23 protein-coding genes and 1 tRNA gene are annotated in these 26,398 nt (G+C 73.8%); 14 read left to right on the top strand and 10 right to left on the bottom strand.

What is annotated here, in order from left to right; genetic code table 11:
* Window position 1: 1 nt before the first annotated feature.
* From ABD946_RS29355 to ABD946_RS29340, 4 genes are all read left to right on the top strand, one after another.
* Window positions 2-1,171, top strand: coding sequence for a protein phosphatase 2C domain-containing protein (locus ABD946_RS29355; RefSeq protein ID WP_345288558.1), 1,170 nt, complete (start codon window positions 2-4; stop codon window positions 1,169-1,171).
* Window positions 1,172-1,313: 142 nt separating this feature from the next.
* Window positions 1,314-2,684, top strand: a complete 1,371-nt coding sequence (locus ABD946_RS29350; protein WP_345288557.1) for a vWA domain-containing protein — start codon at window positions 1,314-1,316, stop codon at window positions 2,682-2,684.
* Window positions 2,685-2,756: 72 nt separating this feature from the next.
* Window positions 2,757-4,310 carry an FHA domain-containing protein gene (locus ABD946_RS29345; RefSeq protein WP_345288556.1) on the top strand — a complete coding sequence of 518 codons (1,554 nt, stop codon included), beginning with the start codon at window positions 2,757-2,759 and terminating at the stop codon, window positions 4,308-4,310.
* Window positions 4,311-4,446: 136 nt separating this feature from the next.
* Window positions 4,447-4,830: a globin gene (locus ABD946_RS29340; protein WP_345288554.1), complete on the top strand. Its 384-nt coding sequence runs from the start codon at window positions 4,447-4,449 to the stop codon at window positions 4,828-4,830.
* A gap of 74 nt (window positions 4,831-4,904) precedes the next feature.
* Here ABD946_RS29340 and ABD946_RS29335 read toward each other — a convergent pair whose 3' ends face one another.
* The 5 genes from ABD946_RS29335 to ABD946_RS29315 all read right to left on the bottom strand — a co-directional run bounded on the left by ABD946_RS29335 (window position 4,905) and on the right by ABD946_RS29315 (window position 10,647).
* Window positions 4,905-5,618 carry a DUF8010 domain-containing protein gene (locus tag ABD946_RS29335; RefSeq protein ID WP_345288552.1) on the bottom strand — a complete coding sequence of 238 codons (714 nt, stop codon included), beginning with the start codon at window positions 5,616-5,618 and terminating at the stop codon, window positions 4,905-4,907.
* Window positions 5,619-5,809: 191 nt separating this feature from the next.
* A complete protein-coding gene (locus ABD946_RS29330) occupies window positions 5,810-6,280 on the bottom strand; it encodes an acyl-CoA thioesterase (RefSeq protein ID WP_345288551.1) in 471 nt (156 codons plus the stop codon).
* A 120-nt stretch (window positions 6,281-6,400) separates the two neighbouring features.
* Window positions 6,401-8,065, bottom strand: a complete 1,665-nt coding sequence (gene ettA, locus ABD946_RS29325) for an energy-dependent translational throttle protein EttA (RefSeq protein ID WP_345288550.1) — start codon at window positions 8,063-8,065, stop codon at window positions 6,401-6,403.
* Window positions 8,066-8,311: 246 nt separating this feature from the next.
* Window positions 8,312-9,676 (bottom strand): Cys-Gln thioester bond-forming surface protein, encoded by a 1,365-nt coding sequence (locus ABD946_RS29320; RefSeq protein WP_345288549.1) that lies wholly within the window; start codon window positions 9,674-9,676, stop codon window positions 8,312-8,314.
* Window positions 9,677-10,002: 326 nt separating this feature from the next.
* Window positions 10,003-10,647, bottom strand: a complete 645-nt coding sequence (locus ABD946_RS29315; protein WP_345288548.1) for a single-stranded DNA-binding protein — start codon at window positions 10,645-10,647, stop codon at window positions 10,003-10,005.
* 578 nt (window positions 10,648-11,225) lie between these two features.
* Here ABD946_RS29315 and ABD946_RS29310 point away from each other — a divergent pair.
* Window positions 11,226-11,301 (top strand) — tRNA-Arg (locus tag ABD946_RS29310).
* Window positions 11,302-11,344: 43 nt separating this feature from the next.
* On the opposite strand, the gene ABD946_RS29305 is transcribed toward ABD946_RS29310, so the two are convergent.
* Entirely contained in the window at window positions 11,345-11,986 is a 642-nt protein-coding gene (locus tag ABD946_RS29305) for a TetR/AcrR family transcriptional regulator (RefSeq protein WP_345288547.1), read from the bottom strand.
* A gap of 63 nt (window positions 11,987-12,049) precedes the next feature.
* Here ABD946_RS29305 and ABD946_RS29300 point away from each other — a divergent pair, with 63 nt between their 5' ends.
* From ABD946_RS29300 to ABD946_RS29290, 3 genes are all read left to right on the top strand, one after another.
* Window positions 12,050-12,616 carry a GNAT family N-acetyltransferase gene (locus ABD946_RS29300; RefSeq protein ID WP_345288546.1) on the top strand — a complete coding sequence of 189 codons (567 nt, stop codon included), beginning with the start codon at window positions 12,050-12,052 and terminating at the stop codon, window positions 12,614-12,616.
* A 233-nt stretch (window positions 12,617-12,849) separates the two neighbouring features.
* Entirely contained in the window at window positions 12,850-13,269 is a 420-nt protein-coding gene (locus ABD946_RS29295) for a RidA family protein (protein WP_345288545.1), read from the top strand.
* Window positions 13,270-13,327: 58 nt separating this feature from the next.
* Window positions 13,328-14,113 carry an enoyl-CoA hydratase/isomerase family protein gene (locus tag ABD946_RS29290; RefSeq protein ID WP_345288662.1) on the top strand — a complete coding sequence of 262 codons (786 nt, stop codon included), beginning with the start codon at window positions 13,328-13,330 and terminating at the stop codon, window positions 14,111-14,113.
* Between the two features lie 43 nt (window positions 14,114-14,156).
* Here ABD946_RS29290 and ABD946_RS29285 read toward each other — a convergent pair whose 3' ends face one another.
* The gene (locus ABD946_RS29285; protein WP_345288544.1) at window positions 14,157-15,374 is read right to left on the bottom strand and encodes an acyl-CoA dehydrogenase family protein; all 1,218 of its coding nucleotides are present in this window, start codon (window positions 15,372-15,374) and stop codon (window positions 14,157-14,159) included.
* 129 nt (window positions 15,375-15,503) lie between these two features.
* Here ABD946_RS29285 and ABD946_RS29280 point away from each other — a divergent pair, with 129 nt between their 5' ends.
* Both ABD946_RS29280 and ABD946_RS29275 read left to right on the top strand, forming a co-directional pair.
* Window positions 15,504-16,097 (top strand): TetR family transcriptional regulator, encoded by a 594-nt coding sequence (locus ABD946_RS29280; protein WP_345288543.1) that lies wholly within the window; start codon window positions 15,504-15,506, stop codon window positions 16,095-16,097.
* A gap of 102 nt (window positions 16,098-16,199) precedes the next feature.
* The gene (locus ABD946_RS29275; protein ID WP_345288542.1) at window positions 16,200-17,678 is read left to right on the top strand and encodes a cellulase family glycosylhydrolase; all 1,479 of its coding nucleotides are present in this window, start codon (window positions 16,200-16,202) and stop codon (window positions 17,676-17,678) included.
* A gap of 28 nt (window positions 17,679-17,706) precedes the next feature.
* Here the strand turns inward: ABD946_RS29275 and ABD946_RS29270 are convergent, their stop codons facing one another.
* Complete coding sequence (locus tag ABD946_RS29270; RefSeq protein WP_345288541.1) at window positions 17,707-19,737, bottom strand: M3 family metallopeptidase; 2,031 nt, start codon at window positions 19,735-19,737, stop codon at window positions 17,707-17,709.
* Window positions 19,738-20,053: 316 nt separating this feature from the next.
* On the opposite strand from ABD946_RS29270, the gene ABD946_RS29265 reads away from it, so the two are divergent.
* Complete coding sequence (locus tag ABD946_RS29265; protein ID WP_345288540.1) at window positions 20,054-21,736, top strand: bifunctional 3'-5' exonuclease/DNA polymerase; 1,683 nt, start codon at window positions 20,054-20,056, stop codon at window positions 21,734-21,736.
* A gap of 15 nt (window positions 21,737-21,751) precedes the next feature.
* Here the strand turns inward: ABD946_RS29265 and dhaM are convergent, their stop codons facing one another.
* On the bottom strand, window positions 21,752-22,144 hold the full coding sequence (gene dhaM / locus ABD946_RS29260) for a dihydroxyacetone kinase phosphoryl donor subunit DhaM (protein WP_345288539.1): 393 nt from the start codon (window positions 22,142-22,144) through the stop codon (window positions 21,752-21,754).
* 131 nt (window positions 22,145-22,275) lie between these two features.
* Between dhaM and dhaK the strand changes: the two genes are divergently transcribed.
* Both dhaK and dhaL read left to right on the top strand, forming a co-directional pair.
* Complete coding sequence (dhaK, locus tag ABD946_RS29255; protein WP_345288538.1) at window positions 22,276-23,271, top strand: dihydroxyacetone kinase subunit DhaK; 996 nt, start codon at window positions 22,276-22,278, stop codon at window positions 23,269-23,271.
* Between the two features lie 13 nt (window positions 23,272-23,284).
* Complete coding sequence (gene dhaL / locus ABD946_RS29250) at window positions 23,285-23,866, top strand: dihydroxyacetone kinase subunit DhaL (RefSeq protein ID WP_345288537.1); 582 nt, start codon at window positions 23,285-23,287, stop codon at window positions 23,864-23,866.
* A gap of 175 nt (window positions 23,867-24,041) precedes the next feature.
* On the opposite strand, the gene ABD946_RS29245 is transcribed toward dhaL, so the two are convergent.
* Complete coding sequence (locus ABD946_RS29245; RefSeq protein ID WP_345288536.1) at window positions 24,042-25,214, bottom strand: PP2C family protein-serine/threonine phosphatase; 1,173 nt, start codon at window positions 25,212-25,214, stop codon at window positions 24,042-24,044.
* Between the two features lie 136 nt (window positions 25,215-25,350).
* On the opposite strand from ABD946_RS29245, the gene ABD946_RS29240 reads away from it, so the two are divergent.
* Window positions 25,351-26,265: a PrsW family intramembrane metalloprotease gene (locus ABD946_RS29240; RefSeq protein WP_345288535.1), complete on the top strand. Its 915-nt coding sequence runs from the start codon at window positions 25,351-25,353 to the stop codon at window positions 26,263-26,265.
* The last annotated feature ends 133 nt before the right edge of the window (window positions 26,266-26,398 follow it).

The raw sequence follows: 26,398 nt of genomic DNA, 5'->3' as shown, positions 1-26,398 counted from the left end.
GATGCCGCAGCAGACCGTGTGCCCGAGCTGTGCCGAGCCGCTGGACCCCGAGGACGACTACTGCGGCGCCTGCGGCGTCGGCGTGACCGACGCCACCGCCCCGGTGCCCGCCGCTTCCGACGGAGCGTCAGCGGCCGTGCCCTGCGTGCACTGCGGAGCGGCGGAGCTGACCGCCGACGGCTACTGCGAATCCTGCGGCGGCGTGCAGCCCCGCCCGCGCGACCACCAGGAGCGGGAGGTGGAGGGCGTCGCCGGGGTGACCGACCGGGGGCTGCGGCACCACCGCAACGAGGACGCCTTCACGGTGGCCGCCACCCGGCTGCCCAGCGGCGAGCCGGTCGCGCTCGCGGTGGTCTGCGACGGGGTGTCCTCCTCGGCCCGGCCCGACGAGGCCTCGGAGACCGCCGTCCGGGCCGCCTCGGCGCACCTGCTCGCGGCGCTGGAACGCGGTCAGCGTCCGGACCAGGCCATGCGGGAGGCGATCGGCGAGGCCGCGAAGGCGGTCAGCGAGCTGGCCAAGGACGGCGTCCGCACCCCCGGCGGCAGCCTCAACGCCCCGGCCTGCACCTACGTCAGCGCGGTCTCGGCCGCCGGGCTGGTCACCATCGGCTGGGTGGGTGACACCCGGGCGTACTGGATCCCGGACGACCGCGAGTCGGCCGTCCCGTACCGGCTGACCGAGGACGACTCCTGGGCGGCGCGGGTGGTGGCGATCGGCCTGATGGACGAGGCCGAGGCGTACGCCGACCCGCGCGCCCACGCGATCACCGGCTGGCTCGGCGCCGACGCGGAGGACCTGGAACCGCACACCGTGAGCTTCACCCCGCACGTCCCCGGCGTGCTGCTGGTCTGTACCGACGGCCTGTGGAACTACGCCGAGGCCGCCGCCGACCTGGCCGAGCGGGTCCGCCCGGACGCCCGGACCGAGCCGCTCGCCGCGGCCCGGAACCTGGTGGAGTTCGCGGTGGCCGCCGGCGGGCACGACAACATCACCGTCGCGGTGCTGCCGATCAGCCCGCCGCCGGAGTCCTCGCTCCAGACCGTTCCCCTCCAGGCCGGCGCCGCGACCGGTGCCGCACCGCTCCACTCCGACCCGACCATCCAGCTCCAACGGCCCGCCGACCAGACCCTCCAGCTCCAGCTCCAGCTCCAACCGGCCGACCGGGCCTGACGACCGGTCACCCCGGGGCCGGCGCCCCCGGCCCGCGGCCGTCGGCCCCGGCCACCCGCTCCCCCGCGCCCGTGCCCGTGCCCGTGCCCCACCACCGACCCAGCGAACCCGCGATCACCCGATCCGCACGACAGGAGCAACGATGGCCGTTCTGTCCCGGTCCGAGCCGAGTTTCAGCGTCGACGTCTTCCAGAACGAGTACCTCGCCGAGGGCGCCCGCGAGGTGAACGCGATCGTCACCGTGACCGCGACCGGCGGTGGCACCACCGGGGGGCGGCCGGTCTCCCGGGACGCCGCGGAGGGCGCGGGCGGCGCGGGTGGTTCCGGCGGCGCGGGCGGCGCCCAGGCCGCCGTCGTGATCATGGTGGACTGCTCGGGGTCGATGGACTACCCGGCCGAGAAGCTGCGCAACGCCCGCGCCGCCACCGCCGTCGCGGTGGACACCATCCGGGACGGCGTCGCCTTCGCCGTGGTGGCGGGCACCCACGAGGCCACCGAGGTCTACCCGGGCGGCGGAAAGCTCGCGGTGGCGGGCGAGGCCACCAGGGCCCAGGCCAAGGAGGCCCTGCGCAAGCTCTCCGCCGGCGGGGGCACCGCGATCGGCACCTGGCTGCTGAAGGCCCGTCAGCTCTTCGCCAGCCGCCCCGAGTCCACCATCCGGCACGGCATCCTGCTCACCGACGGGCGCAACGAGCACGAGAAGCCGGGCGGCCTGGAGGGCGCCCTGGAGTCGGCCGCCGGGTACTTCACCGTGGACTGCCGCGGCGTCGGCACCGACTGGCAGGTGGCCGAGCTGCGCAAGATCGCCTCCGCCCTGCTCGGCACCGTGGACATCGTCGCCGAACCCTCCGGCCTGGCCGAGGACTTCCGGCAGATGATGGAGGCCGCGATGGGCAAGCAGGTCGCCGACGTGTCCCTCCGGGTCTGGACGCCGGCCAACGCCGTGGTCCGCTACGTCAAGCAGGTCTCCCCCTCGCTGGAGGACCTGACGGACCACCGGTCCGAGGCCGGACCGCGCGCCGGGGACTACCCGACCGGCTCCTGGGGCGACGAGAGCCGCGACTACCACGTCTGTGTGGAGGTCCCCTCCGCCGAGGTCGGCAACGAGATGCTGGCCGCCCGGATAAGCCTGGTGCTGCCCCGACCGGACGGCAGCACCGAGGTGCTCTCCCAGGGTCTGGTGCGCGCGGTCTGGACCGACGACCTCGCCTCCACCACCCGGATCAGCCCGCAGGTCGCGCACTACACCGGCCAGGCCGAGCTGGCCTCCTCCATCCAGGAGGGCCTGGAGGCGCACCGGGCCGGTGACCTGGACCGGGCCACCGCCAAGCTGGGGGCGGCGGTGCGGATCGCCCACCGGACGGGGAACGACTCCACCTACAAGCTCCTGCAGAAGGTGGTGGACGTGGTGGACCCGAAGGAAGGTACCGTTCGGTTCCGTAAGAACGTGAGCGAAGCCGACTCGATGACGCTGGAGACCCGGTCCACCAAGACCGTCCGGGTGAAGAAGTGACGGTCCAGTGAGACCGGGCCGCTCGTGCTGGACTCTGCTGGAACGTGACGTCGCTGGAATGTGGGGGACCTGATGCCGATCTGCCCTAGGGGCCACGAGTCGCAGGCCGAGGACTGGTGCGACTTCTGCGGCTTCCCGATGACGCCTCCGCCCGGGCTGGCCGTGCCGGGCTCGGCCGCACCGTTCGGCAGCGGGCACACTCCCGCACCGGGCACGGGGGCGCCGCCGACCGCCGCACCGCACCTGCCTCCGGTGTCGCCGGTCGCACCGGTGTCCCCGGTGGCGCCCGCACCAGCCGTCGCTCCCCCCGCGCACTTCGGGCGCCCGGATGACCCCTACGGCGCGGGCGCACCGCAGCACACCCAGCCCGGCCGGCCCGACCCGTACGCGGCCCACCCGGCGCAGCCCCAGGGCCACCAGGCCCCGGGACACCCGGCGCCGCACCAGCACCAGGCACACCAACACCACGGGCAGCAGCACCAGGCGCACCAGGCCGCCGCGTACCAGCCGCAGCAGTCACAGCAGCCGCACTCCGCGCCCTACCAGCCGCACCCTCAGCAGTCCGACCCGTACGCCCAACCCCCGGGCGGAGCTGGGCAGTTCGCCCCTCCGGCCGGCCCCGGCGCGCACGCCCCGCACCCGGCCCACCCCGGGCAGGCCGGGCACCCCGGGCAGGCACCCGAGCTCACCACCGACCTGGTCACCTGCCCGATCTGCCGGACCCCGCAGACCGGCCGGTACTGCGAGGAGTGCGGCTTCGACTACGCCCTCTCCAACCCCGAGGCCCAGCACCCCGGCGCCGGTCGTCACCCCGGCTTCCCGCCGCCCGCGCCGGCCCCCGCCCCGGGGCCGTACCAGCCACCCGTGCCGGCGCCGGCCCCGGCGCCCGACCCCTACCTGCCCCCGGTACCGCCGCCCGCGCCGAGCCCGGAGCCCTCGCCGTTCCCACCGGTCGGCACCCAGGGCGCCCCGGCCGCACCCCCCGTACCCGGGGTGCCCGGCGTGCCCGGCTCCCCCGCGGCGCCGGGGCCGTTCGGTGCGGGCGATCCGTTCCGCAAGCACGAGCGGTTCGCGGAGCCGACCGGCGCCGAGGCCCTGCAGACCTTCGACTCCGGCCCGACCTACGCCCAGCCCGGCACCGCCCCCGGTGACGAGTTCGGCACCTCGTTCCACCTCCAGCCGCCGGCCGCACAGCAGCCCCCGGCCGCTCCCGTCCGGTCCACCTGGATCGCGGTGGTCAGCGCGGACCGCGACTACTTCACCGACATGATGGCCCGCAGCGGCCCGGAGGCGGCCGGGCTGTTCTTCCCGCCGTACTGCCCGGAGCGGCGGATACCGCTCACCGGCCGGGGACAGCTGCGGATCGGCCGCCGCAGCCAGCACCGGGGCACCGTCCCGGAGATCGACCTCTCCGTCCCGCCGGAGGACCCGGGCGCCTCGCACCAGCACGCCCTGCTGGCCGAACAGGCCGACGGAAGCTGGGTCCTGGTGGACCAGGACTCGACCAACGGCACCACGGTCAACGGCGGTGCCGAGCCCGTGCCCCCGCACACCGCCATCCCGCTCAACGACGGCGACCGCGTCCACATCGGCGCCTGGACCACGATCACCCTGCACCGCTCCTGACGGCCCGTACGCCAGGACCCGCACCACCCCGGCCCGCAGCACCCCGCCGCCCCGGCGGCCGCACACCCGACGTACCACGGTCCTAGGCCGATGGACCTGGTGTACGGCCGCTGGGGCGGTCTGCGACCATGGTCAAGTGACTGACGAGGTGACCTTCTTCGACCAGGTCGGCGGCGAGCCGACGTTCCGACGCCTGGTGCACGTCTTCTACCAGGGCGTCGCCGAGGACGAGTTGCTTCGCCCGATGTATCCGGAGGAGGACCTCGGCCCGGCCGAGGAGCGCTTCGCGCTGTTCCTGATGCAGTACTGGGGCGGCCCCCGCACCTACAGCGAGGAGCGCGGCCACCCGCGGCTGCGGATGCGGCACGTCCCGTTCAAGGTGGACCGTGCCGCCCACGACGCCTGGCTGCGCCACATGCGCACCGCGGTCGACTCCCTGGAGCTCCCGGCCGACGCCGAGCGCCAGCTCTGGGACTACCTGACCTACGCCGCCGCCTCGATGATCAACACCCCGGGCTGACGCCGGAGGGGTCGGGACCGATCGGGTCCGCGCAGGTCCGCCCCGACCCGGCCCGACCGACCGGCGCGGGCCGGTCAGCGCAGCGGGCTGAGGCCCAGACCCGCACCCGGAGCGGCGGCCGCCCGCAGCGCGACGGAGCCGGCCGGAGTGCCCAGGCGCAGCCAGGCCCCGGAACGGTGGGCGGTGACCGGCCCACCGGGGGCGAGGAAGCCGATCACCTGGGCGGCGTGCGCCGCACGCAGCGGGAGCCCGGGAGCCGCGGTCAGCGGGCGGGACCAGATCTCGTCGGCCAGGCCCTCCAGCACCGACCGGCTGTGGTGGTGCTCCGGCACCTCCGCGCTGCGCTGCTTGAACTCCTCGATGGCGGCGGCCAGTTCGGGCGCCACCTCGGCTGCGGCGGTCTCGGCGATCCGCTCCCAGCCGGTCCGCGGCGGGAGCAGCCCGGCCCAGGCCGGGCCGGTCACGGCGGCGGGCAGGCGCAGCTCGTCGGCCGCCTCGTCCAGTCCGTCGAGCAACTGCCCGGCGGAGACGGTGAGGTCGAACTCCGGGGCGTCCGCGCCGAGCCGGACGCTGCGCACCGCGAGCACCCCGGTACCGCCCAGCGGAAGCCGGCCGAAGACCGCGAGCACCACACCGCCCGCACCACCGCCCTCGGCGCCGCCACCCGCCCGCACCGCCTGCAGCCGGACGGCCGCAGCGCGGTCGAAGCGCAGCAACCTGCTCAGGAAGGCGGCCAGACCGGCGGCCTCGCCCTGGTCGGCGAGCGGGAGCGGGGCAGGGGTGGTCAACGGATCAGCTCACTCATGGGGGCGGCTCCGCGCGGGGCTGCGACGCGTACGAGGCGGCGACGCGCGGGAGACGGCGACGGGAGGGCCCGCCGGACGGGTCCCGGGGCGGGCGGTGACGGAGGGGCGGGCGGTGACGGACCGTCAGGCGGGCCGGGTCAGGCCCGGGCCCGGACCGCGACGGGCGCGCGGGCTCAGGCCGCGGCGGCCGCCACACCGGGCGACCGGTCCCCGACCTCGTCGGCGTCCTCGGTGAAGCGGCTCAGGAACTCGCGCTCGACCGGGCTGATCCGGCGCGGGCGACCCTCGGCCAGGTCGTAGGGGACGACCACGGTGGAGGCGCGGACGTAGACCGTCTCGGTGCCGTCGGCGGCGGTGTCCTTGATCTCGTAGGCCACGGTGAGCGAGGCCCCGCCGATCTTGGTCACCCAGGTCTCCACGGTGACCGGCTCGGGCCGGTGCACCAGCGGGCGCTTGTAGTCGATCTCGTGACGGGCCACCACCGAGCCGCCCGCGAACTCCCCGGCGCCGGCGGCGGCGGCCTGGGTGAACATGAAGTCGATCCGGGCCTCCTCCAGGTAGCGCAGGAAGACCACGTTGTTCACGTGTCCGAAGGCGTCCATGTCGGACCACCGCAGGGGGCAGGCGTAGATGTGGCGTGCCACGGTCGATCTCTCCTCAGGTTTCCGGTCGCCCGTCGGCCGACGTGACCCGTCGGCAGCTTACGGGCGGCGGTCCGGCAGCCCGCCCGCGGGGCGGGCTGCCGGACGGGGCGCACCGACCCGTCAGTCGCGGGTCAGCTTCTTGTAGGTGGCCCGGTGCGGGCGGGCGGCGTCGGCGCCGAGCCGCTCGATCTTGTTCTTCTCGTACGACTCGAAGTTGCCCTCGAACCAGAACCACTTGCTGTCGCCCTCGTAGGCGAGGATGTGGGTGGCCACTCGGTCCAGGAACCAGCGGTCGTGGGAGATGACCACGGCGCAGCCGGGGAACTCCAGCAGCGCGTTCTCCAGCGAGGAGAGGGTCTCGACGTCGAGGTCGTTGGTGGGCTCGTCGAGGAGCAGCAGGTTGCCGCCCTGCTTGAGGGTCAGCGCCAGGTTGAGACGGTTGCGCTCACCACCGGAGAGGACCCCGGCCGGCTTCTGCTGGTCCGGGCCCTTGAAGCCGAACGCCGAGACGTAGGCGCGGGACGGCATCTCGACCTGGCCGACGTTGATCCAGTCCAGACCGTCGGAGACGACCTCCCAGAGGGTCTTCTTCGGGTCGATGTTGGCCCGCGACTGGTCGACGTAGCTGATCTTGACGGTCTCGCCGACCTTGACCGAACCGGAGTCCGGGGTCTCCAGGTCCTGGAGCATCTTGAACAGCGTGGTCTTGCCGGCGCCGTTCGGGCCGATGATGCCGACGATGCCGTTGCGCGGCAGGGTGAAGCTGAGGTCGTCGATCAGGACCTTCTCGCCGAAGGACTTGTTGAGGTGGTCCACCTCGATCACGACGCTGCCCAGGCGCGGGCCCGGCGGGATCTGGATCTCCTCGAAGTCCAGCTTCCGCATCTTGTCGGCCTCGGCCGCCATCTCCTCGTAACGGGCGAGGCGGGCCTTGGACTTGGCCTGGCGGCCCTTGGCGTTGGAGCGGACCCACTCCAACTCCTCCTTGAGCCGCTTGGCGCGCTTGGCGTCCTTCTGGCCCTCGACCTTGAGACGGGACTGCTTGGTCTCGAGGTAGGTGGAGTAGTTGCCCTCGTACGGGTACGCGCGGCCGCGGTCGAGCTCGAGGATCCACTCGGCGACGTTGTCCAGGAAGTACCGGTCGTGGGTGACGGCGACGACGGTGCCGGCGTACTTCTCCAGGTGCTGCTCCAGCCAGTTCACCGACTCGGCGTCCAGGTGGTTGGTGGGCTCGTCGAGGAGCAGCAGGTCGGGCGCCTCGAGCAGCAGCTTGCAGAGCGCGACGCGGCGGCGCTCACCACCGGAGAGCTTGGTGACCGGCCAGTCGCCGGGCGGGCAGCCCAGCGCGTCCATGGCCTGCTCCAGCTGGGCGTCGAGGTCCCAGGCGTTGGCGTGGTCCAGGTCCTCCTGGAGGGTGCCCATCTCCGCGAGCAGCTCGTCGGAGTAGTCGGTCGCCATCAGCTCGGCGATCTCGTTGAAGCGGTCGAGCTTGCCCTTGATCTCCTTGACGCCGTCCTGGACGTTCTCCAGGACCGTCTTGGTCTCGTCGAGCGGGGGCTCCTGCAGGAGCATGCCGACGGTGAAGCCCGGCGACAGGAAGGCGTCACCGTTGGAGGGCTGGTCCAGCCCGGCCATCATCTTCAGCACCGTGGACTTACCGGCGCCGTTGGGGCCCACGACGCCGATCTTCGCCCCGGGGAGGAAGCTCAGCGTCACGTCGTCAAGGATGACCTTGTCGCCATGGGCCTTGCGCACCTTGCGCATGGTGTAGATGTATTCCGCCACGTGAGATCGCTCCGGCGTCGTCGTGTGAGATGGGGACCGCCCCGCAACTACGGGGAGCCGAACATTCGGCTTGCAGCGTTCCATTCTGCCGCAACGCGGCACCCGCCCCGAACCGCCCTTCCCCGGACCGGCCCGAGTTGCCGCGGCGGGCCCGGCCGGGACGGCACCGGCCCCGTCCCCTCGACTGCGGAGGGAACGGGGCCGGTGCGGGGGCTCAGCCCTCGGCGGGCTGAGTCACCGTCAGGCTCAGGCGCGGCTGTGGCGGCCGCGACGGCGCAGGGTGTAGACCGCGGCGCCACCGGCGATCACCAGCGCACCGGCGATGCCCGCGAGCAGCGGGGTCTGGCCGCCGCCACCGGTGTTGGCCAGGACCGGACCGCTCGGGCTGGCCGACGGGGTCGGGGTGGCGCTCTTGCTGCCGGAGACCGACGGCTTCGGGCTCGGGGTCACGGCGGTGTCCGTCTTGCAGTTCAGGACGCCCTTGAACTCCTCGAACTTGCCGCCGCCCAGCGGGACCTTGATGTTGTACGCGGTGTCCTCGGCGACCTTGACCGGGACGCTCTTGCTGGCGCCCGGCGGGACGGTCACGGTCTGGCCGGCCAGCGTGAAGGTGTAGTCCTGGTCACCGTTGTTGGCGACGGTGACCACGACCGCGCCCTGGATGCAGTCGATCTTGGCGGAGGGGGCCGGGATCGGGCCGGTGGGGGCCCAGTTGACCGTGACGGAGGCGGCGGCGTTGACCGGCTGCGAGCCCGCCAGGATCAGGGTCTGGCTGTGCTTGTTCTCCTTGCCGACGCCGACGAAGGCCCGGCCGACGGAGACCTCGGCGGCGGTGGTGGTCGCCTTGATGGCGGCGCTGCCCGCGGCGGCACCGGCGGCGCCGGCCTTGGCGAAGACCTGGTCGCCGTTCTTGGCGCTGGTCACCGGCTTGCCGCTCTTGTCGGTGATGGTCAGGCCGGCCTTGGTGCCCGCCTCGTCCAGGGCCAGCGAGACCGCGGTGCCGTTGGTGGTGACGGTGATCGGGCCGAGCAGGTCGCCGCTCTTGCCCGACACCGAGGCCGGGTTGAGGGTGAGGGTCGGCTTCGGCTCCTCGAGCTTGACCGCCTTCTGGCTCAGGTAGTCGGCGAGCTTGACGGCCTTCTCGTTGTTGATCGGGGTCGCGTTGACCCCGTCGGAGAGGCGCCAGATCGCGGCCTGGGTGGCGACGGCCGCGTCGTCCTCGGTCAGGCCCTCGATGCCGCTGGAGGTGGAGAGCGCGGCCGGCTTCACCAGCGGGTAGGAGTTCTTGAGGATCCAGAGGATCTTCCCGGCCTCGGTCGGCTTGTCCGCCAGCGAGGTGGCGGACCAGCCGGTCTCGCTGTAGTCGGCGCTCTCCTGGGTCGGGTTCAGGAGGTCGATGCAGTACGTGTCGAGGGTCTTCTCGTCCTCGGTCATGAGCTGCAGGATGCCGCCCTGGACCTTGTGCTCCTCGCCGTTGCGGTCGTACTTGATGCTGCCGCTGTGCCGGACGCCCGGCAGCAGCTTGGCCTTGGTACCGGTCGAGCTCGGCGTGTCGGCCGCCGACGCGGCCGTGGCCATCGCTCCGCCGACGAGCATGCTCGTCGCGAGCATGACAGAGCCTATGCGGGAGAACGCCCGCCCCTGCTTGTGGAACATCTCGACCCCTCCGGGCTGGGCGTTGCCGATGGCAGCCCGCCTTGCAAAGCGACGCACCCTGTGACACCGCCGCACCTGTGTTGAACCAGACGCATCCTATTGACCGACGGGCGCCAGCAAACCTCCGTGCCGAACCAGGACGGTTCCGTATCTATATTGTTATCAAGCAGCTGATCACAACGGTGTACTGACGATCCGCCAGATTCTCACGATCAATCAGGACGGTTTCCGCTTCGGCACTCCCGCGGCCGGGAAGTGTCCGGAGTCGGTCGGAGCCCGGCTCATCCGGCGACTACTCGATCACCTCCCGCATTTCCGTCACCCGCCTGCTCCAACTCCCGCACACCATCGGCCCCTCCCTCCCCATCCGTCCCACCCGCACCAACCGCCACCGGGACCCGCACCGACTCCGCCACGGCCGCCCGCCTGGAGTCCAGCGCCGCGACGATCCACCCCGGCACCGCCTGCTCGGCCGGGGCCGGCTCGCGCCCGCCCGGCTGCGACGGCGGCGGCCCGGCCGCCGGATCGTCCCGACCCGAACGGCCGCCCACCAACTCGGGTTTGGCCTGCACCGCCCAGCGGAACGCGGTGGTACCGCGCCCGAGGTCGTGACCCACCACCCGGGCGTCGATCTCCACCACGCAGTGCCGCTTCTCCGGCTCGCCCCACTCCCTGACCCTCAACCGGCCGCTCACGACCACCGGATCGCCCTTGCTCAGCGAACTCACCACATTGGCCGCCAGCCAGCGCCAGGCCTTCACCGTGACCCAGCTGGTGTCCCCCTCCACCCAGTCGCCCTTCTCCCGGTCGTAGCGGCGCTCGGTGGCCGCCATCCGGAAGTTGGCCACCGGAACCCCGGCGGCGGTCTGCGAGTAGTTCACCACCGTCGCGACATTGCCGATCATGGTCACCATCGACTCGTTCACCGGAACACCCTCCGTCCGTCGGGAATCACCCTGCGGAATCGCCCGCAGAACCGAGGGTTCCCCCTCCGCGGAAATGCACGGAGAAGTTCCGAAATCCTGTGGACAACCCGGGCATGGGGATAACCGATGTCACTCTCCGGAGTGAATCAATCGCATTTCCGACTGACCTGACGCCAGCTTTTCGGGGCCATGACAACATCCTCGCCCCGACACCCCCGGGCGCCCGCCCGCCGACCCTCCCCGGCCCCGCCGCCGGTCGGTGCGCCGCCCCGGCATCCCCGCACGTCACCCGGTGCCCACTAGGCCGAAAACCTCCCCCACCCGGCCACCGGGCACGGGCATTCTCCGCACCGAATCCATAACAGGTGGGGAGACAGCCCCGTAACGACTGCACAACGTCCGCCGCCAGAAGCCGTCAGAGCGCTGCGCACCCGGCCGCCACCTGCGATTATCGGACCGCTCAACCGGCTCGACACACCCGGCACGGTGCTTGAAGACCCGGACGAGTATCTGGGCTCCCTTATCCTGTCCCGGACCTCGCACGCCGACCGAAGCCCTCCCCGGGCGGATGTCGCCGCGCCCCCATAGCTCAGCGGATAGAGCACCCGCCTTCTAAGCGGTAGGTCGCAGGTTCGAATCCTGCTGGGGGCACCACCGCGCCACGGCGGGCCCGCTCCGGCCACCGCCGCCGACCCCCTCAGAGGGTCTCCAGGTACCCCTCCAGCAGCGCCGCCTGACGCTCCGCCGGGAACTCCTCCGGCGACAGCAGGGCCTGCACCACCAGCCCCAGCGCGAAGGCCTGCACCCCCGCCGCGACCTCCGTCGCCGACCGCTCCGCCGACACCTCCCCGGCCCGCTGCGCCGCCTCGACCAGTGCCGCGTTCCGTTCCCTGGCCCTGCGGTAGCGCTCCGCGTGCTGGGCCGTCAGCTCCGGATCGGCCAGGGCCGTGTCCCAGGAGCTCACCCAGATCCGGTTCCCCGCGACGGACTCGGGCGTGGTCGGCAGGATGCCGAGCAGCACCTCCCGCAGCCGCTCCAACCCGTCCGCGCCCGGGGCGGCCGCCCCGCGCCCGGCGTCGACCCCCGCCGCACCCGCCGTCCCGGCCGGCTCCGCGGCGGGCAGCCGGCCCTGGGCGTCCTGGTCCAGCAGCTCCAGCGCGTACGAGAGCAGCGCCCGCTTGTTCGGGAAGTAGTGCGTGAGCAGACCGGTGCTGGCCCCGAGCTCGGCCGCCACCGCGCGGAGCGTCAGACCGCCGAAGCCGCGCTCGGCGAGCACGCGCCAGACGGCGGCGGATACGTCGTTGCGACGGGCGGCATGGTCTCCACGGGCGGGCGGCATGGCGCTAGGGTACCTACCAAACGTTTGTTATGTACGTACGACCATCCGCCCACAGGAGGCCCCGTGTTCGCCGTACCCCTCGCCGAGGGCGCCGAGCTCCGCCCGCTGGAGCCCTGGCAGGCCGAGGAGTTCCTCGCCCACATGGACCGGGCCCGGGACAACGTCAACCCGTACGTCCCCTGGGCCACCCGCTCCACCGACCTGGAGTCGGCCACCGCCACGCTCCAGGGCTTCGCCGACCGGAAGGCCGCCGACGCCCGCCAGCTGTTCGGCATCTGGCTGGACGGCACGCTGGTCGGCGGCGTGATGTTCGTGGCCTTCGACGCCGAGCAGGGCAACTGCGAGATCGGCGCCTGGACCGAGCCGGCCGGCCAGGGCCGCGGCCTGATCAGCGCCGCCACCGCCCGCCTGCTGGACTACGCCTTCACCGAGCGCGGCCTCTACCGGGCCGAGTGGCACAACAGCTCGGTCAACCCGCGCAGCCGCGCGGTGGCCCAGGGCCTCGGCTTCCAACTGGAGGGCGTACTGCGCAAGTCCGCGCTGTACCGCGGCGAGCGGCTGGACTACGAGGTCTGGGCGATCCTGGCCCCGGAGTGGGCCGAGAAGCGGGGAGGCTCCGACCGTGCCTGACAGCTCGTGGGCGCTCGACAGCGCGTGGGCGCCGGCCGGCTCCCGGTCGCCCGACAGCTCGTGGACCACATGGCGCCCCGCCCCGGAGAGCGGCGCCCGGGCGGCCCGGAAAACCGGGTGACAGGCCGGGCCGGACGGCCGAGGATCGGAGGTCGTCCGGCCCGGCCCACCCAGGCCCGGCCCACCCAGACCGGGCCCGCCCAGGCCCAGCCCCTCGACCGGTCGGAGTCCCGATGGCCCAGCACCGCACCGTCCCCGCCCTCTTCCCGCCGCCCGGTTACGCGCACACCGCCGTGGTCGAGGCCGGCGAGCGGCTGGTCTTCCTGGCCGGCGGCGTCCCGCTGGACGCCTCCGGCGGGCTGGTCGGCCCGGGCGATCCGGTGGCCCAGGCGCACCAGGTGCTCGCCAACCTGGAGACGGCGCTGGTCTCGGTCGGCAGCTCGCTCGACCGGGTGGTGGCCTCCACCGTCTACGTGGTGGCGGACCGGCCGGGCCCGCTCTCCACGGTCTGGGACGTGGTCGACGCCTCGGCGCTGCACGACGGCCCGCACACCTCGACCCTGCTCGGGGTCACCACCCTCGGCTACACCGGCCAGTTGGTGGAGATCACAGTCACCGCCGTGGTGCCGGAGCCGTCCGCCGTGGAAGGCTGAGCCGACCCACCCCCAGGAGGCGGCCTTGACCGAGCAGTTCGAGAGCGACCGGTCCGGGATCGAGCACGTCGACACCGGCGTCCCCGGCCTGCGGGCCACGGTGGACGGCGCGGTCGCGACCCTCGTCCTGGACCGCCCCGAGCGGCGCAACGCCGTGACGCTCGCGATGTGGCGCGCGCTCCCCGGCGTGCTCGACCGGCTGGCCGCCGCCCCCGGGGTGCGCGCGCTGCTGCTGACCGGCGCGGGCGGCACCTTCAGTGCCGGCGCCGACATCGCCGAGCTCTCCGAGGTGTACGCGGACCCGGACCGGGCCGAGGCCTACCACGCGCAGAACGTCGCGGCCGAGCAGGCGCTGGCCGCCTTCCCGCACCCGACCGTCGCCGTGGTGCACGGCCACTGCGTGGGCGGCGGCTGCCAGTTGGCGGTCGCCTGCGACCTGCGCTTCGTCGCCCACGACGCCCGCCTCGGCATCACCCCGGCCAAGCTGGGCGTGGTCTACCCGGCGGTGCCGACCACCCGGCTGGCCCGGCTGGTCGGCCCGGCCCGGGCCAAGTACCTGCTGTTCTCCGGCGAGTTGGTGGACGCCCGGCGGGCCGAGCTGTTCGGACTGGCCGACGAGGTGCACCCGGCGGCCGAACTGGACGCCCGGGCACACGAGTTCGCCGCGATGCTGGCCACCCGCTCACCGCAGACCCTCGGCGCGGCCAAGGCCGCGCTGGAGGCCGGGCCCGGGGTCGAGGACGCCCGCGCCGCCCTCGCCCCCTGGGAGCGGAAGTCCCGCCGGTCCCCGGACGTCCGCGAGGGCCTGGCCGCCTTCCTGGAGCGCAGGCCCCCGCGGTTCTGACGGCACGTCACCACGCGGGCACCACCACCTCGGCACCACCGCGCTAGCGGATCGGCATCCCCGAGATGGCCCGGGCGATCACCAGTCGCTGGATCTCGCTGGTGCCCTCGAAGATCGTGTAGATCGCGCTGTCCCGGTGCATCCGCTCCACCGGGTACTCCCGGGTGTAGCCGTTCCCGCCGAGCAGCTGCATCGCCTGCGAGGTCACGTACTTGGCGGTCTCGCCCGCGTAGAGCTTGGACATCGAGCCCTCCGCCGAGGTGAACGGCTGGTTGGTGGCCGCCATCCAGGAGGCCCGCCAGACCAGCAGCCGTGCCGCGTCGATCCGGGTCTTCATGTCGGCCAGCTGGAAGGCCACGCCCTGGTTGTCGATGATCGGCCGGCCGAACTGCACCCGGGTCCTGGCGTAGTCCAGCGCCACCTCGTAGGCGGCCCGGGCGATGCCGATGGCCTGCGCTCCGACGGCCGGGCGGGAGGCCTCGAAGGTGGCCATCGCCGCGTTCTTGCCGCTCTTGCGGGCGCCCTCGCGGGCCCGGGCCAGGCGCTCGTCGAGCTTCTCCTTGCCGCCGAGCAGGCAGCTGCCGGGGACCCGGACGCCGTCCAGCACCACCTCGGCGGTGTGCGAGGCGCGGATGCCGTGCTTCTTGAACTTCTGACCCTGGCTCAGTCCCGGGGTGCCGGGCGGCACCACGAAGGAGGCCTGGCCGCGGGCGCCGAGCTCCGGGTCCACCGTGGCGACCACCACGTGGACGTGGGCGATGCCGCCGTTGGTGGCCCAGGTCTTGGTGCCGTTGATCACCCACTCGTCCTTGGCCTCGTCGTAGACGGCGCGGGTGCGCAGCGCGGAGACGTCGGAGCCGGCGTCCGGCTCGGAGGAGCAGAAGGCGGCCAGCTTGACGTCCTCGGGGGTGCCGAACATCTGCGGCGCCCAGGTGCCGATCTGCTCGTCGGTGCCGTTGGCCAGCACCGCGACGGCGGCCAGGGTGGTGCCGGTGATGGCCAGGCCGAGCCCGGCGTCGCCCCAGAACAGCTCCTCCATGGCGATCGGGATGCCGACGCCGGAGGGGTCGAAGAACTGCTGGGCATAGAAGTCCAGCGAGTAGATGCCGAGCTTGGCCGCCTCCTGGATGACCGGCCAGGGGGTCTCCTCGCGCTCGTCCCACTCGGCCGCGGCCGGGCGCATCACGTCGGCGGCGAAGCCGTGCAGCCAGTCGCGGACGGCGAGCTGGTCCGGGCCGGGGTCGAGGGAGAAGGTGCTCATGCGGGGTGCCTCCGGTCGCGGTGTCGTCCCATGCCGTGGGGTGTTACCCCCGGTAACATGCTCGGAGTCTGCTACTGATTGGTAGGCCTGTCAACGTCCACATCCACCCCCACGCCCAGGGAGCAGCACATGCCGGACGAGCCCCGCCGCGAGCAGTTGCTGAACGCCGCCGACCGGGTCGTGCAGCGGGACGGCCCGGGCGCCAGCATGAACGCCATCGCGGCCGAGGCCGGGATCACCAAACCGATCCTCTACCGCCACTTCGGCGACCGGAACGGCCTGATCAGCGCCCTGACGGAGCGTCACACCAGCGGCCTGCTGGCCGCCGTCCGGGCTGCGCTGAACGAGCCGCTGGAGCGCCGCGACCGGGTGGAGCACGTGCTGGACGTCTACCTGGCCGGGATCGAGTCCCGCCCGCAGGTCTACCGGCTGATCACCCAGGGCGGCGACCAGGGCCGGGCCGCCGGGCAGGCGCTGGCGCCCGCGCTCCAGCAGATCGCCGACGAGATCACCAAGGCCGTGCAGGCCCAGGTCGACCTCGGGGCGGACGGACCGCTGCTCTCCGAGACCTGGGGCCGGGCGATCACCGGCATGGTGCTGGCCGCCGGGGACTGGTGGCTGGACCAGCGGCCCTGCCCCCGGGCCCGGATGGTGCAGGCACTGGCCGACCTGCTCTGGGGCCGCCTCGCGGCGGCCGCCGCGCTCCCCGGGGCGCTCGGCTGACGCCACGTAACATGAGCCTGCCTCACCTCTTGTGCGCACCAGGGGGCTGAGGCAGGATCGGCGCACCCAGACTGGCCCCAGGCCCTAGCCGCGAGGTGTCCCGTGCGCGCTCGACGTACCGCCGCCGCTCTCTCCCTGGCCGCCGCCACCGCCCTCACCGGCCTGGCCGCGCCCGCCACCGCCTCGGCCCACCAGCAGCAACCGCTCTTCCCCTCCGGCACCTCGACCACCGCCGACGGCCGCACCCACCTCACCGACGCCCACGGCCGGGTGGTCCAGCTGCGCGGCTTCAACGTGGACAAGTACGCCGAGGTGACGGAGGCCGATCTACGGGCGGCGGCCGCCCAGGGCTTCACCCTGGTCCGGGTGGCGATCTCCTGGAACCGCCTCGAACCCACCCGCGGCCGGCTCGATCCCGCCGAACTGGCCCGCCTGCACCGGGTGCTCGACTGGGCCGAGAAGTACCGGCTGCTGGCCCTGGTCGACTTCCACCAGGACGTCTACGGGCCGAAGTTCGGCGGCGGCGACCGCGGCATCCCGCTCTGGGCCACCCGGGACGACGGCCTGCCGTTCGAGGCCGACCCCGACGACTGGTTCGCCGGGTACTACCAGCCCGCCGTGCAGGCCGCCTTCACCCACCTCTACGACGACGCCGACCTGCGCCGCTGGCAGGCCGACTTCTACACCCGGCTGGCCCGCGAACTCCGCGGCCACGGTTCGCTGCTGGGGTACGACCTGTTCAACGAGCCGTCCGGCCCGATCCCCGGCGACCCGACCGACCCGGCCGTGCTGGTCGCCGCCTCCGCCGCCCTGGAACGCGACCGGCTCCCCGCCATGTACCGGCGGCTGATCGCCGCGGTCCGCCAAGTGGACTCCCGCTCCTGGCTGTTCGTGGAGCCGACGGTCCTGGTCGGGCTCGGTGTGCCGACCGAGCTGCCGCCGTTCGCCGACCCCCGCTCCGGGGCCGACCGGATCGGCTACGCCCCGCACTTCTACGACACCGCCGTCGAGGCCGGGAAGGACTGGGACCCGTCCGGCGGCTTCGTGGAGAACTACACCGCCGCCGTCACCGCCTACCCGCGGGCCCACCGGCTGCCGGTGATCGTCGGCGAGTGGGGCCCGCCCAGCGCCCGCACCCCCGGCAACCGCGAGCTGGTGCGGCGTCAGACCGCCGCGATGTCCGCCTTCGCCGAGGGCTGGGCCATGTGGTACTGGTGCAGGGGCAACGGCGGCTACTGCGCGCTGGACCCGCAGGGCCTCCCGGCCCCGGGGCACGAGCCCGCCTTCGCCCCGTACGCCCGGGCGCTGGCCGGCACCCCGCAGGACGAGACCTTCCGGGACGGCGCCTACGCCCTCACCTTCACCGCCGGCGGGCGCACCGCGGGCGGCAGCGGCGGCTGGACCGAGATCACCCTGCCCGCCACCGCCTACCCGAGCGGCGCGAAGGTCACCGTCTCCGGCGCCCGCGCCTCGGTGCTGGACGTGGAGCAGCCCCGGGACGGGCGGGCTGGCACCGCCCGGGTGCTGCTGCCGCAGGCCCGCCCCGGCACGGTGGTCACGGTGCGGATCACCGGCCGGTAGCGGGCCCCCTGACGACGGGTCAGGACGGTCAGCCGTCCAGGCCCCGGCGGGCCAGCAGCGGCTCCAGTTCGGGGGCGCGGCCCACCACGTTCCGGAAGCAGGTCAACGCGTCCACGCTGCCGCCCCGGGAGAGCAGCTCGGTCCGGAAGACCTCGCCGCTCTCCCGGACGCCGCGCCCGTTGGTCTCGAACCAGCGGACGGTGTCGGCGTCCAGCACCTCGGACCAGATGTACGCGTAGTACCCGGCGCTGTAGTCGTTCGAGAACACGTGGCTGAAGTACGTGGTCCGGTACCGCGGCGGGATCAGCGGCTCGGCCAGCCCGGCCTTCGCCAGTGCGAGCGCCTCGAACTCCCGCGCGTCCCCGATCTCCTCCCCGGCCGGCACGGTGTGCCAGGCCCAGTCCAGCAGCGCCGCCGCCAGGTACTCCACGGTCCGGAAGCCGTACCCGAACTTCTCGGTGGCGGCCATCCGCTCCACCAGCTCGGCGGGCAGCGGCTCGCCGGTCAGGTGGTGCCGGGCGTAGTTGGCCAGCACCTCGGGCCGGGTCATCCACATCTCGTTGACCTGCGAGGGGAACTCCACGAAGTCCCGCGGCACCTCGGTGCCCGCGAAGAACGGGAAGCGCACCGCCGAGAACAGGCCGTGCAGCGCGTGGCCGAACTCGTGGAAGAGCGTGCGCACCTCGTCCCAGGTGAGCAGTGCCGGCTCGCCGTCCGCCGGGTGGGCGATGTTCAGGTTGTTCACCACCACCGGGCGCTGGCCCAGCAGCTCGGACTGCTGCACCAGTTCGTTCATCCAGGCGCCGCCGCCCTTGGACTCCCGGGCGAAGAAGTCCCCGATGAACAGGCCCAGCGAGGAGCCGTCCGCCTCGAACACCTCGAAGACCCGGGCGTCCGGGTGGTACGCCGCCAGGTCGGCCCGCTCGGTGAAGGTCAGCCCGTAGGCCAGGTTCGCGGCGAAGAACACCCCGTCGTGCAGCACCCGCTCCAGCTCGAAGTACGGGCGCAGCTCGGCGCTGTCCAGCTGGTACTCGGCCTTGCGGACCCGCTCGGCGTAGAACTGCCAGTCGTGCGCCCCGAAGTCGGTGACCCCGTCGACCCGTTCGGCGAACGCGGCCAGCTGCTCGGCCTCCTTGCGGGCGTTGGCCACGGCCGGCGGGATCAGCTTGGCGAACAGCTCCTCCACCGCCTCCACGGTGCCGGCCGTCTCGTCCGCCACCACGTACGCGGCGTGGCTCGGGTAGCCCAGCAGGGCCGCCCGCTCGGCCCGCAGCGCGGCCAGCTCGACCGCCAGCGGGCCGTTGCCCTCCACCGCCCGGTCCAGCGAGGCCGCCATCAGCCGGGCCCGCACGCCGCGGTCGGTGAGCTCCGCCAGCTCGGACTGGTTGGAGAAGTTCTTCAGGCTCAGCACGTAGGCGCCGTCCTGGCCCAGCGACCGGCCGTTGGCCGCGGCCGCCGCGACCGCGCCCGGCGCGAGGCCGGCCAGCTGCCCGGCGTCGTCCAGCACCAGCGCGTTGGCCCGGGTCCCGGTGAACACGTTCTGCCGGAAGGCCGACTCGGCCGCCGCCATCCGGGAGTTGAGCTCGCGCATCCGCAACTGCTGCGCCTCGTCGAGGCGGACGCCGGCCCGGACGAAGCGCGCGTGGTGGCGCTCCAGCAGCCGCAGCGCCTCGGCGTCCAGGCCGAGTGCCTCCCGCCGCTCGTACAGCGCGTCGAAGCGGGCGAACAGGGCGCGGTCCAGCAGGATCGCGTCCCGGTGCGCGGCGAGCCGGGGGCTCAGCTCGGCGTCCAGCTCCTGCAGCCGCGGGCTGGTGTCCGAGGAGTTCCTGTTGTCGAAGACCAGCCGGACCCGGCGCAGCAGGGCACCCGAACGCTCCATCGCCTCCACCGTGTTGGCGAAGCTCGGCGGCTCCTCGGAGGCCGCGATGGCGGCCGTCTCGGCGAGCTGGTCCGCCATGCCGCGCTCGAAGGCGGGCAGGTAGTGCTCTTCCCGGATCGCGGCGAAGGGCGGCAGTTCGAACACCAGGGTGCTGGGTGCGAAGAAGGGGTTGTCCGTCATGCCCGCGACCATACCGCCCGCGGAAGGCCGGAGCGCTGGCGGTTGGATCAGGGGCGGGAGGCTGATCACCCCGGGCGGCGCGGGCTGGTGGTCACCCTGGGGGCGCGAGGAACTGCGCGAATCGGAAGGCGGCCCACCTGCAACTGAACCGCCGTCAGCCAGTTGCACGTGCTGCCGTTCCCCTGCGCGCCCCGCGGCGGAGCCGCAGATCAGCAGAGCCCCGCGCCCCTGCGGGGCGCAATCCACGGGCCTGTCGGCGGCGGGCGGTAGCGTCGGGGCCGAAAGTCTGTTCCGGTACGTGCAAGGAGGCCCCGTCGTGGTGGCGAGGATCGCGGTGGTGCCTGCGGAGCACGGCCCCGGCGGGCGGATGGTGGAGCTGACCGAGGACGGGCGGCCGGCGGGCGGGCCGGTGAAGGTGGCCGACCTGGCGGCGGCGGTGGCGGAGCGGGAGGCGGCGGTCCGCCCCCGCTGGGTGTTCGCCTCGGCCGAGAGCGCCTACGCGCCGCTGCTGCCGCAGCAGGTGGCGAGGTGTCACGACCTGCGCCTGGTCGAGGCACTGCTGCTCGGCCACGAGGGCCGCTGGGGCGCACCCCGCAGCCTCGGCGCCGCCTGGGCCCGCCTCCAGGGCTCCCCCGTCCCGCCCGACCTCCCGGAGGCCGCCGGAGGCGAGGAGCAGGACAGCCTCTTCGCCCCCGACCGCCTCCAACTCCCGCCCGGCACCGACCCGCTGGCCGCCGTGGTGGCCGTCCACGCCGACCAGCTGCGCCGGATCGGCGAGACCGAGCACCCCGGCCGGTTCCGCCTGTTGGTGGCGGCCGAGTCGGCCGGCGGCCTGCTGGCCACCGAGATGGCGCGCGACGGCCTGCCCTGGCGGGCCGACCTGCACGACCGGCTGCTCACCGAGCTGCTCGGCGCCCGCCCGCACGTGCCCGGCACCCAGCCCAGGCTGCTCGCCGAGCTCGCCGTCGAGCTCCAACGCGCGCTCGGCGGCCGCCCGTTCAACCCGGACTCGCACGCCCAGGTGCTCAAGGCCTTCGCCGACCAGGGCATCCGGCTGAACTCCACCCGCAGTTGGGAGGTCCGCGGCGTCGACCACCCGGCGGCGCCGCTGCTGATCCGGTACAAGGAACTGTCCCGGATCCACGCCGCACACGGCTGGGCCTGGCAGGACACCTGGGCGCGCGGCGGCCGCTTCCGGCCGGAGTACGTGGTCGGCGGGGTGGTCTCGGGCCGGTGGGCCAGCCGCGGCGGCGGGGCGCTGCAGATCCCCCGGGTGCTGCGCGGGGCGGTGGTGGCCGATCCGGGCTGGGCCCTGGTGGTGTCGGACGCCGCCCAGCTGGAGCCCCGAGTGCTCGCCGCGCTCTCCGAGGACGCCGGGCTGGCCCGCAGCGCGGCCGGCGGCGACCTGTACGCGGCGCTCGCCGCCACCGCCTTCCAGGGCGACCGGGAGAAGGCCAAGCTCGGCCTGCTCGGCGCGATGTACGGCCAGACCAGCGGGGACATCGGCCCGCTGCTGGCGACCCTGCGCCGCCGCTACCCCGCCGCGATGGGCTACGTGGAGGCGGCCGCCCGCACCGGCGAGGAGGGCGGCATGGTCCGCTCGCGCCTGGGCCGCACCTGCCCGCCGCCCTCGGCGGACTGGATGGACCTGACCGAGGCGCCGGACACCGCCGGGGAGGCGGGCGCCCGTTCGGCCCGGGCCCGCGGCCGCTTCACCCGCAACTTCGTGATCCAGGCCAGCGGGGCGGACTGGGCGCTGGCCCTGCTGGCCGCGCTGCGCCGCCGCCTGACCGCCCTGGCCGACGGGCCGGACCGCCCGCACCTGGTCCTCTTCCAGCACGACGAGGTGGTGGTGCACACCCCGGCCAATCTGTCCGAGGCGGTGGCCGCCGCGGTGGAGGAGAGCGCCGAGGAGGCCCGGCGGCTGGTCTTCGGCGACACCCCGGTGCGGTTCCCGCTCACCACCGCCGTGGTGGAGAGCTACGCCGAGGCCAAGTGAGGGCCTGAGGGGGCGTCAGAGCTTGCGGAAGCCCCGGGCGTCCTCGGCCGCCGCCACCACCTCGTCCAGCCCCGCCCCGGTCGAGGCGGTGACCACGGCGGCCACCGCGCCCTCCACGAACGGCGCGTCCACCAGCCGCACCCCGTCCCGGGGATGGTCCTCCAGCGCGGCCACCGTGGTCAGCACCGAGCTGCCCAGGTCGGCCAGCACCACCACCCCCGCCGGGCTCCAGGCCTGCGCCACCTCCCGCACGATCAGGTCGTAGCTGGTGCCGAGCCCGCCGCCCTCGGTGCCCGCCGCCAGCCGTACCGCCACCTGGCCGGAGCCCAGTTCGGCCAGCAGGTCGCGGAGCCCGGCGGCCAGGCCGGGGCTGTGCGAGACCAACACGACGCCCACGTGGTTGCCCATGCCCCGACCCTAACGGCGGCCGCCCCGCCTGCCCAGACGACCGGTTCGCGCCGAGCGTGTCGGATCTCCCGTCCCCGTGCTCCCGGTTGACGTAACGTCGGCCGCAGGATCCGTTCGAGGGAGGACCACCGGTGAAGAAGCTGATCAACGCCCCGGAGGACGTGCTCACCGACGCGCTGGCCGGATTCGCCGCCGCCCACCCGGAGTTGACGGTGGACCTGGAGCAGCGCGTGATCCACCGGACCGCCCGCCCGGCCGCCCCCAAGGTGGCCCTGGTCTCCGGCGGCGGCTCCGGTCACGAGCCCCTGCACGGCGGCTTCGTCGGCCCCGGCATGCTCGACGCGGCCTGCCCCGGCGAGGTCTTCACCTCCCCCGTGCCCGACCAGCTGCTGGCCGCCGCCCGAGCCGTGCACAGCGGCGCGGGCGTGCTCTTCGTGGTGAAGAACTACACCGGCGACGTCCTGAACTTCGAACTGGCCGCCGAGCTCGCCGAGGAGGAGGGCATCGAGGTCCGCACCGTCCTGGTCGACGACGACGTCGCCGTCCAGGACTCCACCTGGACGGCCGGACGGCGCGGCACCGGCGCCACCGTGATGGTCGAGAAGTGCGCGGGAGCGCTCGCCGAACGGGGCGCGCCGCTCGACGCGGTGGCCGCCCTCGGCTCCCGGGTCAACGCCGCCTCCCGCTCCTTCGCCATCGCCCTCACCGCCGCCACCACCCCCGCCGCCGGCAGACCCGGCTTCGACCTCCCCGAGGACGAGATCGAGGTCGGCGTCGGCATCCACGGCGAACCGGGCCGCCGCCGCGAACCCCTGCGCCCCGCCGCCGAACTCGCCGCCGAGGTGGTCGACACCGTCCTGGCCGACCACGACCTCACCGCCGGGGACGAGGTGATCGCCCTGCTCAACGGACTCGGCGCCACCCCGCTGCTGGAGCTCTACGTGCTCCACGGCACCGTCCGCGACCGCCTCGCCGACCGCGGCATCACCATCGCCCGCAGCCTGGTCGGCAACTACGTCACCAGCCTCGACATGGCGGGCTTCTCCCTCACCCTCACCAAGGCCGACCCCGAACTCCTCGACCTCTGGGACGCCCCCGCCACCACCCCGGCGCTGCGCCGGCCCTGAGAGGACCTCACCCGTGGACACCGCCCTCGCCCTCGCCTGGCTGCGCGCCGCCGCGGCCGCCGTCGAGGAGCACCAGCAGCAGCTCACCGACCTCGACACCGCCATCGGCGACGGCGACCACGGCACCAACCTGCGGCGCGGCTTCGCCGCCGTCCTCCCCGCCGTCGAAGGCCTGGACTCCGCCGGCGCCGTCCTCACCAAGGCCGGCACCACCCTGATCTCCAAGGTCGGCGGCGCTTCCGGCCCCCTCTACGGCAAGGCCTTCCGCGCGATGGGCACCGCCCTCACCGCCGGCTCCTCGTTCGCCGACGCCCTCGACGCGGCGCTCGCCGACGTCCGACGGCTCGGCGGCGCCGCCCCCGGCGACAAGACCATGGTCGACGCCTGGGCCCCCGCCGCCGCGGCCTACCGGCTCACCGGCTCCTACGCCGACGCCGCCACCGCCGCCGAACGGGGCGCCCTCGCCACCACCCCCCTCCAGGCCCGGAAGGGCCGCGCCTCCTACCTCGGCCCCCGCAGCACCGGCCACCAGGACCCCGGCGCCACCTCCACCGCCCTGCTCTTCCGTGCCCTGGCCGACGCCGGACCGAGGTGACGCCTCTGGGGGCGCGAGGGCGTACGTGGTTACCCCGGGGGCGCGAGGAACTGCGCGCGGGGGAACGGCAACACGTGCAACCGGCTCGCCTGCCCCGATCTAGCGCCGGTCCGCCTTCCGTACTCGCGCAGTTCCCCGCGCCCCTGCGGGGCGCAGCCCGGTGCGACCGCCCGCGTCAGCCGTCGGTGCGGCTGATGAGCAGGAGCAGCGCGTCGTCCCCCAGCTCCCCGCCCGTGTGTACCAGCAGGTCCGCGTACACCCGCCCCACCGCCGTCTCCAGTTCCGCCGCCGAGCGCGCGGCGTCCCGCACCAGCGGCCCCACCCGCTCCGCCAACGGATAGAAGTCCCCCGCCCCCTTCTTCCGCGCCTCCACCACCCCGTCCGTGCAGAGCACCAGCACGTCCCCGTCCCCGAACGCCGCCTCCATGCTCGTCGGGGCTCCCGCCGCCATCGCCCCCAGCCCGAGCGGCACCCACGGATCGTCGGCCTCCAGCACCGTCACGGCCCCGTCCCGGGAGACCACGATCGGCGGCACGTGCCCGTAGTGCATCAGCTCCACCACACCCGGCCGCCGGAACTCCGCGAACAGGGCGGTGGTGAACTCCCCGTCCGGCACGTGCCGGTCCACGCTGACCTCGACCCGGGCCGCCACCGCCGTCAGCCCGCTCTCGTCGTAGGCGGCCTCGCGGAAGGCACCGAGCACCACCGCCGCGGTCTGCACCGCGCCCAGTCCCTTCCCCCGGACGTCCCCCACCAGCACCCTGGTCCCGTTCGGGGTCTCCAGCACCGAGTAGAGGTCCCCGCCGATCCGGGCGGAGTCCGCCGCCGAGGCGTACCGCACCGCGAGCCGCAGCGGCCCGACCACCGGCCCGGGCGGGCGCAGCAGGGCGCGCTGGGCGGCCTCGGCCACCGAGGAGACGGCGGCGAAGGCGGCCGCCCGCCGCATCCTGATCCGGGCCACCCAGGCGCTGAAGACGGAGAGCACCAGGTAGCTGACCACGGCGCCGAACAGGAACTGACCGTTGTTCAGGTCGGCCACCTGGTCGTAGTGCCCGAGCCCGATCAGCGCCAGGAAGCCGAGCAGGCAGACGAGCAGCAGTTCGACCGGCCGCAGGGTGAGCGCGGCCAGCGAGGGGACCACCACCATCAGCGGGGCGAGGTAGCTGTCCCGGCCGGTGACCAGGTCGGCGAAGACCACCAGCAGCAGGGCGCTCAGCGCGGGCGTGGCCCGGCGCCGCCGGGAGAGGTCCTGGAGGTCGGTGGCGAGCAGGGCCCGCTCGCGCCGGGCGGGCGGCAGCCCGGCGGCCTTGGGCATCGTGGGCGACTGGGCGCGGACGAACCGGGACACATACCGAACATAGCGGAGAAACCCCCCACCACCCGCGCGTCCCGAGGGCAATACCGCCCGAAATAACCCTTTTGTCATACCGTACGGACAACGTGACGCCCACTCACCCCACTCACCGAGGGAAGGGTCTTCGCCGATGTCCGACCACGTCCGCACGCGCACGGCCGCCCCACCGAAACCGACGTACTGGCTGAAGCTCTTCCTGACCGGCCTGGCGCTCTGGGTGGCCACGGTGGTGGTCACGTTCTTCACCGACAACAGCAACCTGGTGCCGACCATCGTCCTGCTCGGCAGCTTCCTGGTCCCGGCGACCTTCGTGGTCTGGGCGTACGAGCGCTACGCCGACGACGTCGGCCTGGAGCGGATCGCGGCCTGCTTCGGCGTCGGCGGCATCATCGGCGTGCTGGGCGCCTCGGTGCTGGAGACCTACCTGCTCTCCCCCTCGGTCTGGATGTACCTGGGCGTGGGCCTGATCGAGGAGGCCGTGAAGCTCGGCGCCCTGATCCTGGTCGCCCGCCGGATCCCGGTCAGCGGCCTGCGCCACGGCCTGGTGCTGGGCGCCACGGTGGGCGCCGGCTTCGCGGCCTTCGAGAGCGCCGGCTACGCCTTCAACGCGGTGCTCACCATCCAGGGGCTCTCGCTCAAGGACCTGGTGGAGACCGAGATCCTGCGCGGCATCCTGGCCCCGGTCGGCCACATCCTGTGGACCGGGATCATGGGCGGCGTGCTCTTCCGCGAGCGGCGCGGCCTGCACTTCCGGCTCAACGGCCCGGTGCTGGCGACCTACCTCGGCGTCTCGCTGCTGCACGCCCTCTGGGACAGCATGAGCGGCATCGCGGTCTGGCTGGTCGCCCGGACCACCACCAGCGACTTCCAGCGCTCGCTGTTCGAGCTGGGCTACATGCCCACCCCGACCGAGCAGCAGGTGCACCTCTACACCCTCTACAACGCCCTAGGGCTGATCCTGATCTCCCTGGGAGGCCTGGGCTGGCTGCGCTCACTGGTCCGGCAGAGCCGGACGGCGCCGGCCCCGGCGACCCCGGTGACCTGACACACCTCCGATCACCTGACGAACACCAGGTCACCTGACGAACCGCAGGTCACCTGACACACCACGCACCCACCGACGGGCGGCCCCGGGATACTCCGGGTACCGCCCGTTCGGCGTCCCCGGGGCGCGGCCC

Source organism: Kitasatospora albolonga (assembly GCF_039535905.1).
GTDB classification, from domain to species: Bacteria; Actinomycetota; Actinomycetes; order Streptomycetales; family Streptomycetaceae; genus Kitasatospora; species Kitasatospora albolonga.
The sequence above is the reverse complement of the archived record's forward strand: the minus strand, read 5'-3'. Positions and strand labels throughout refer to the sequence as shown.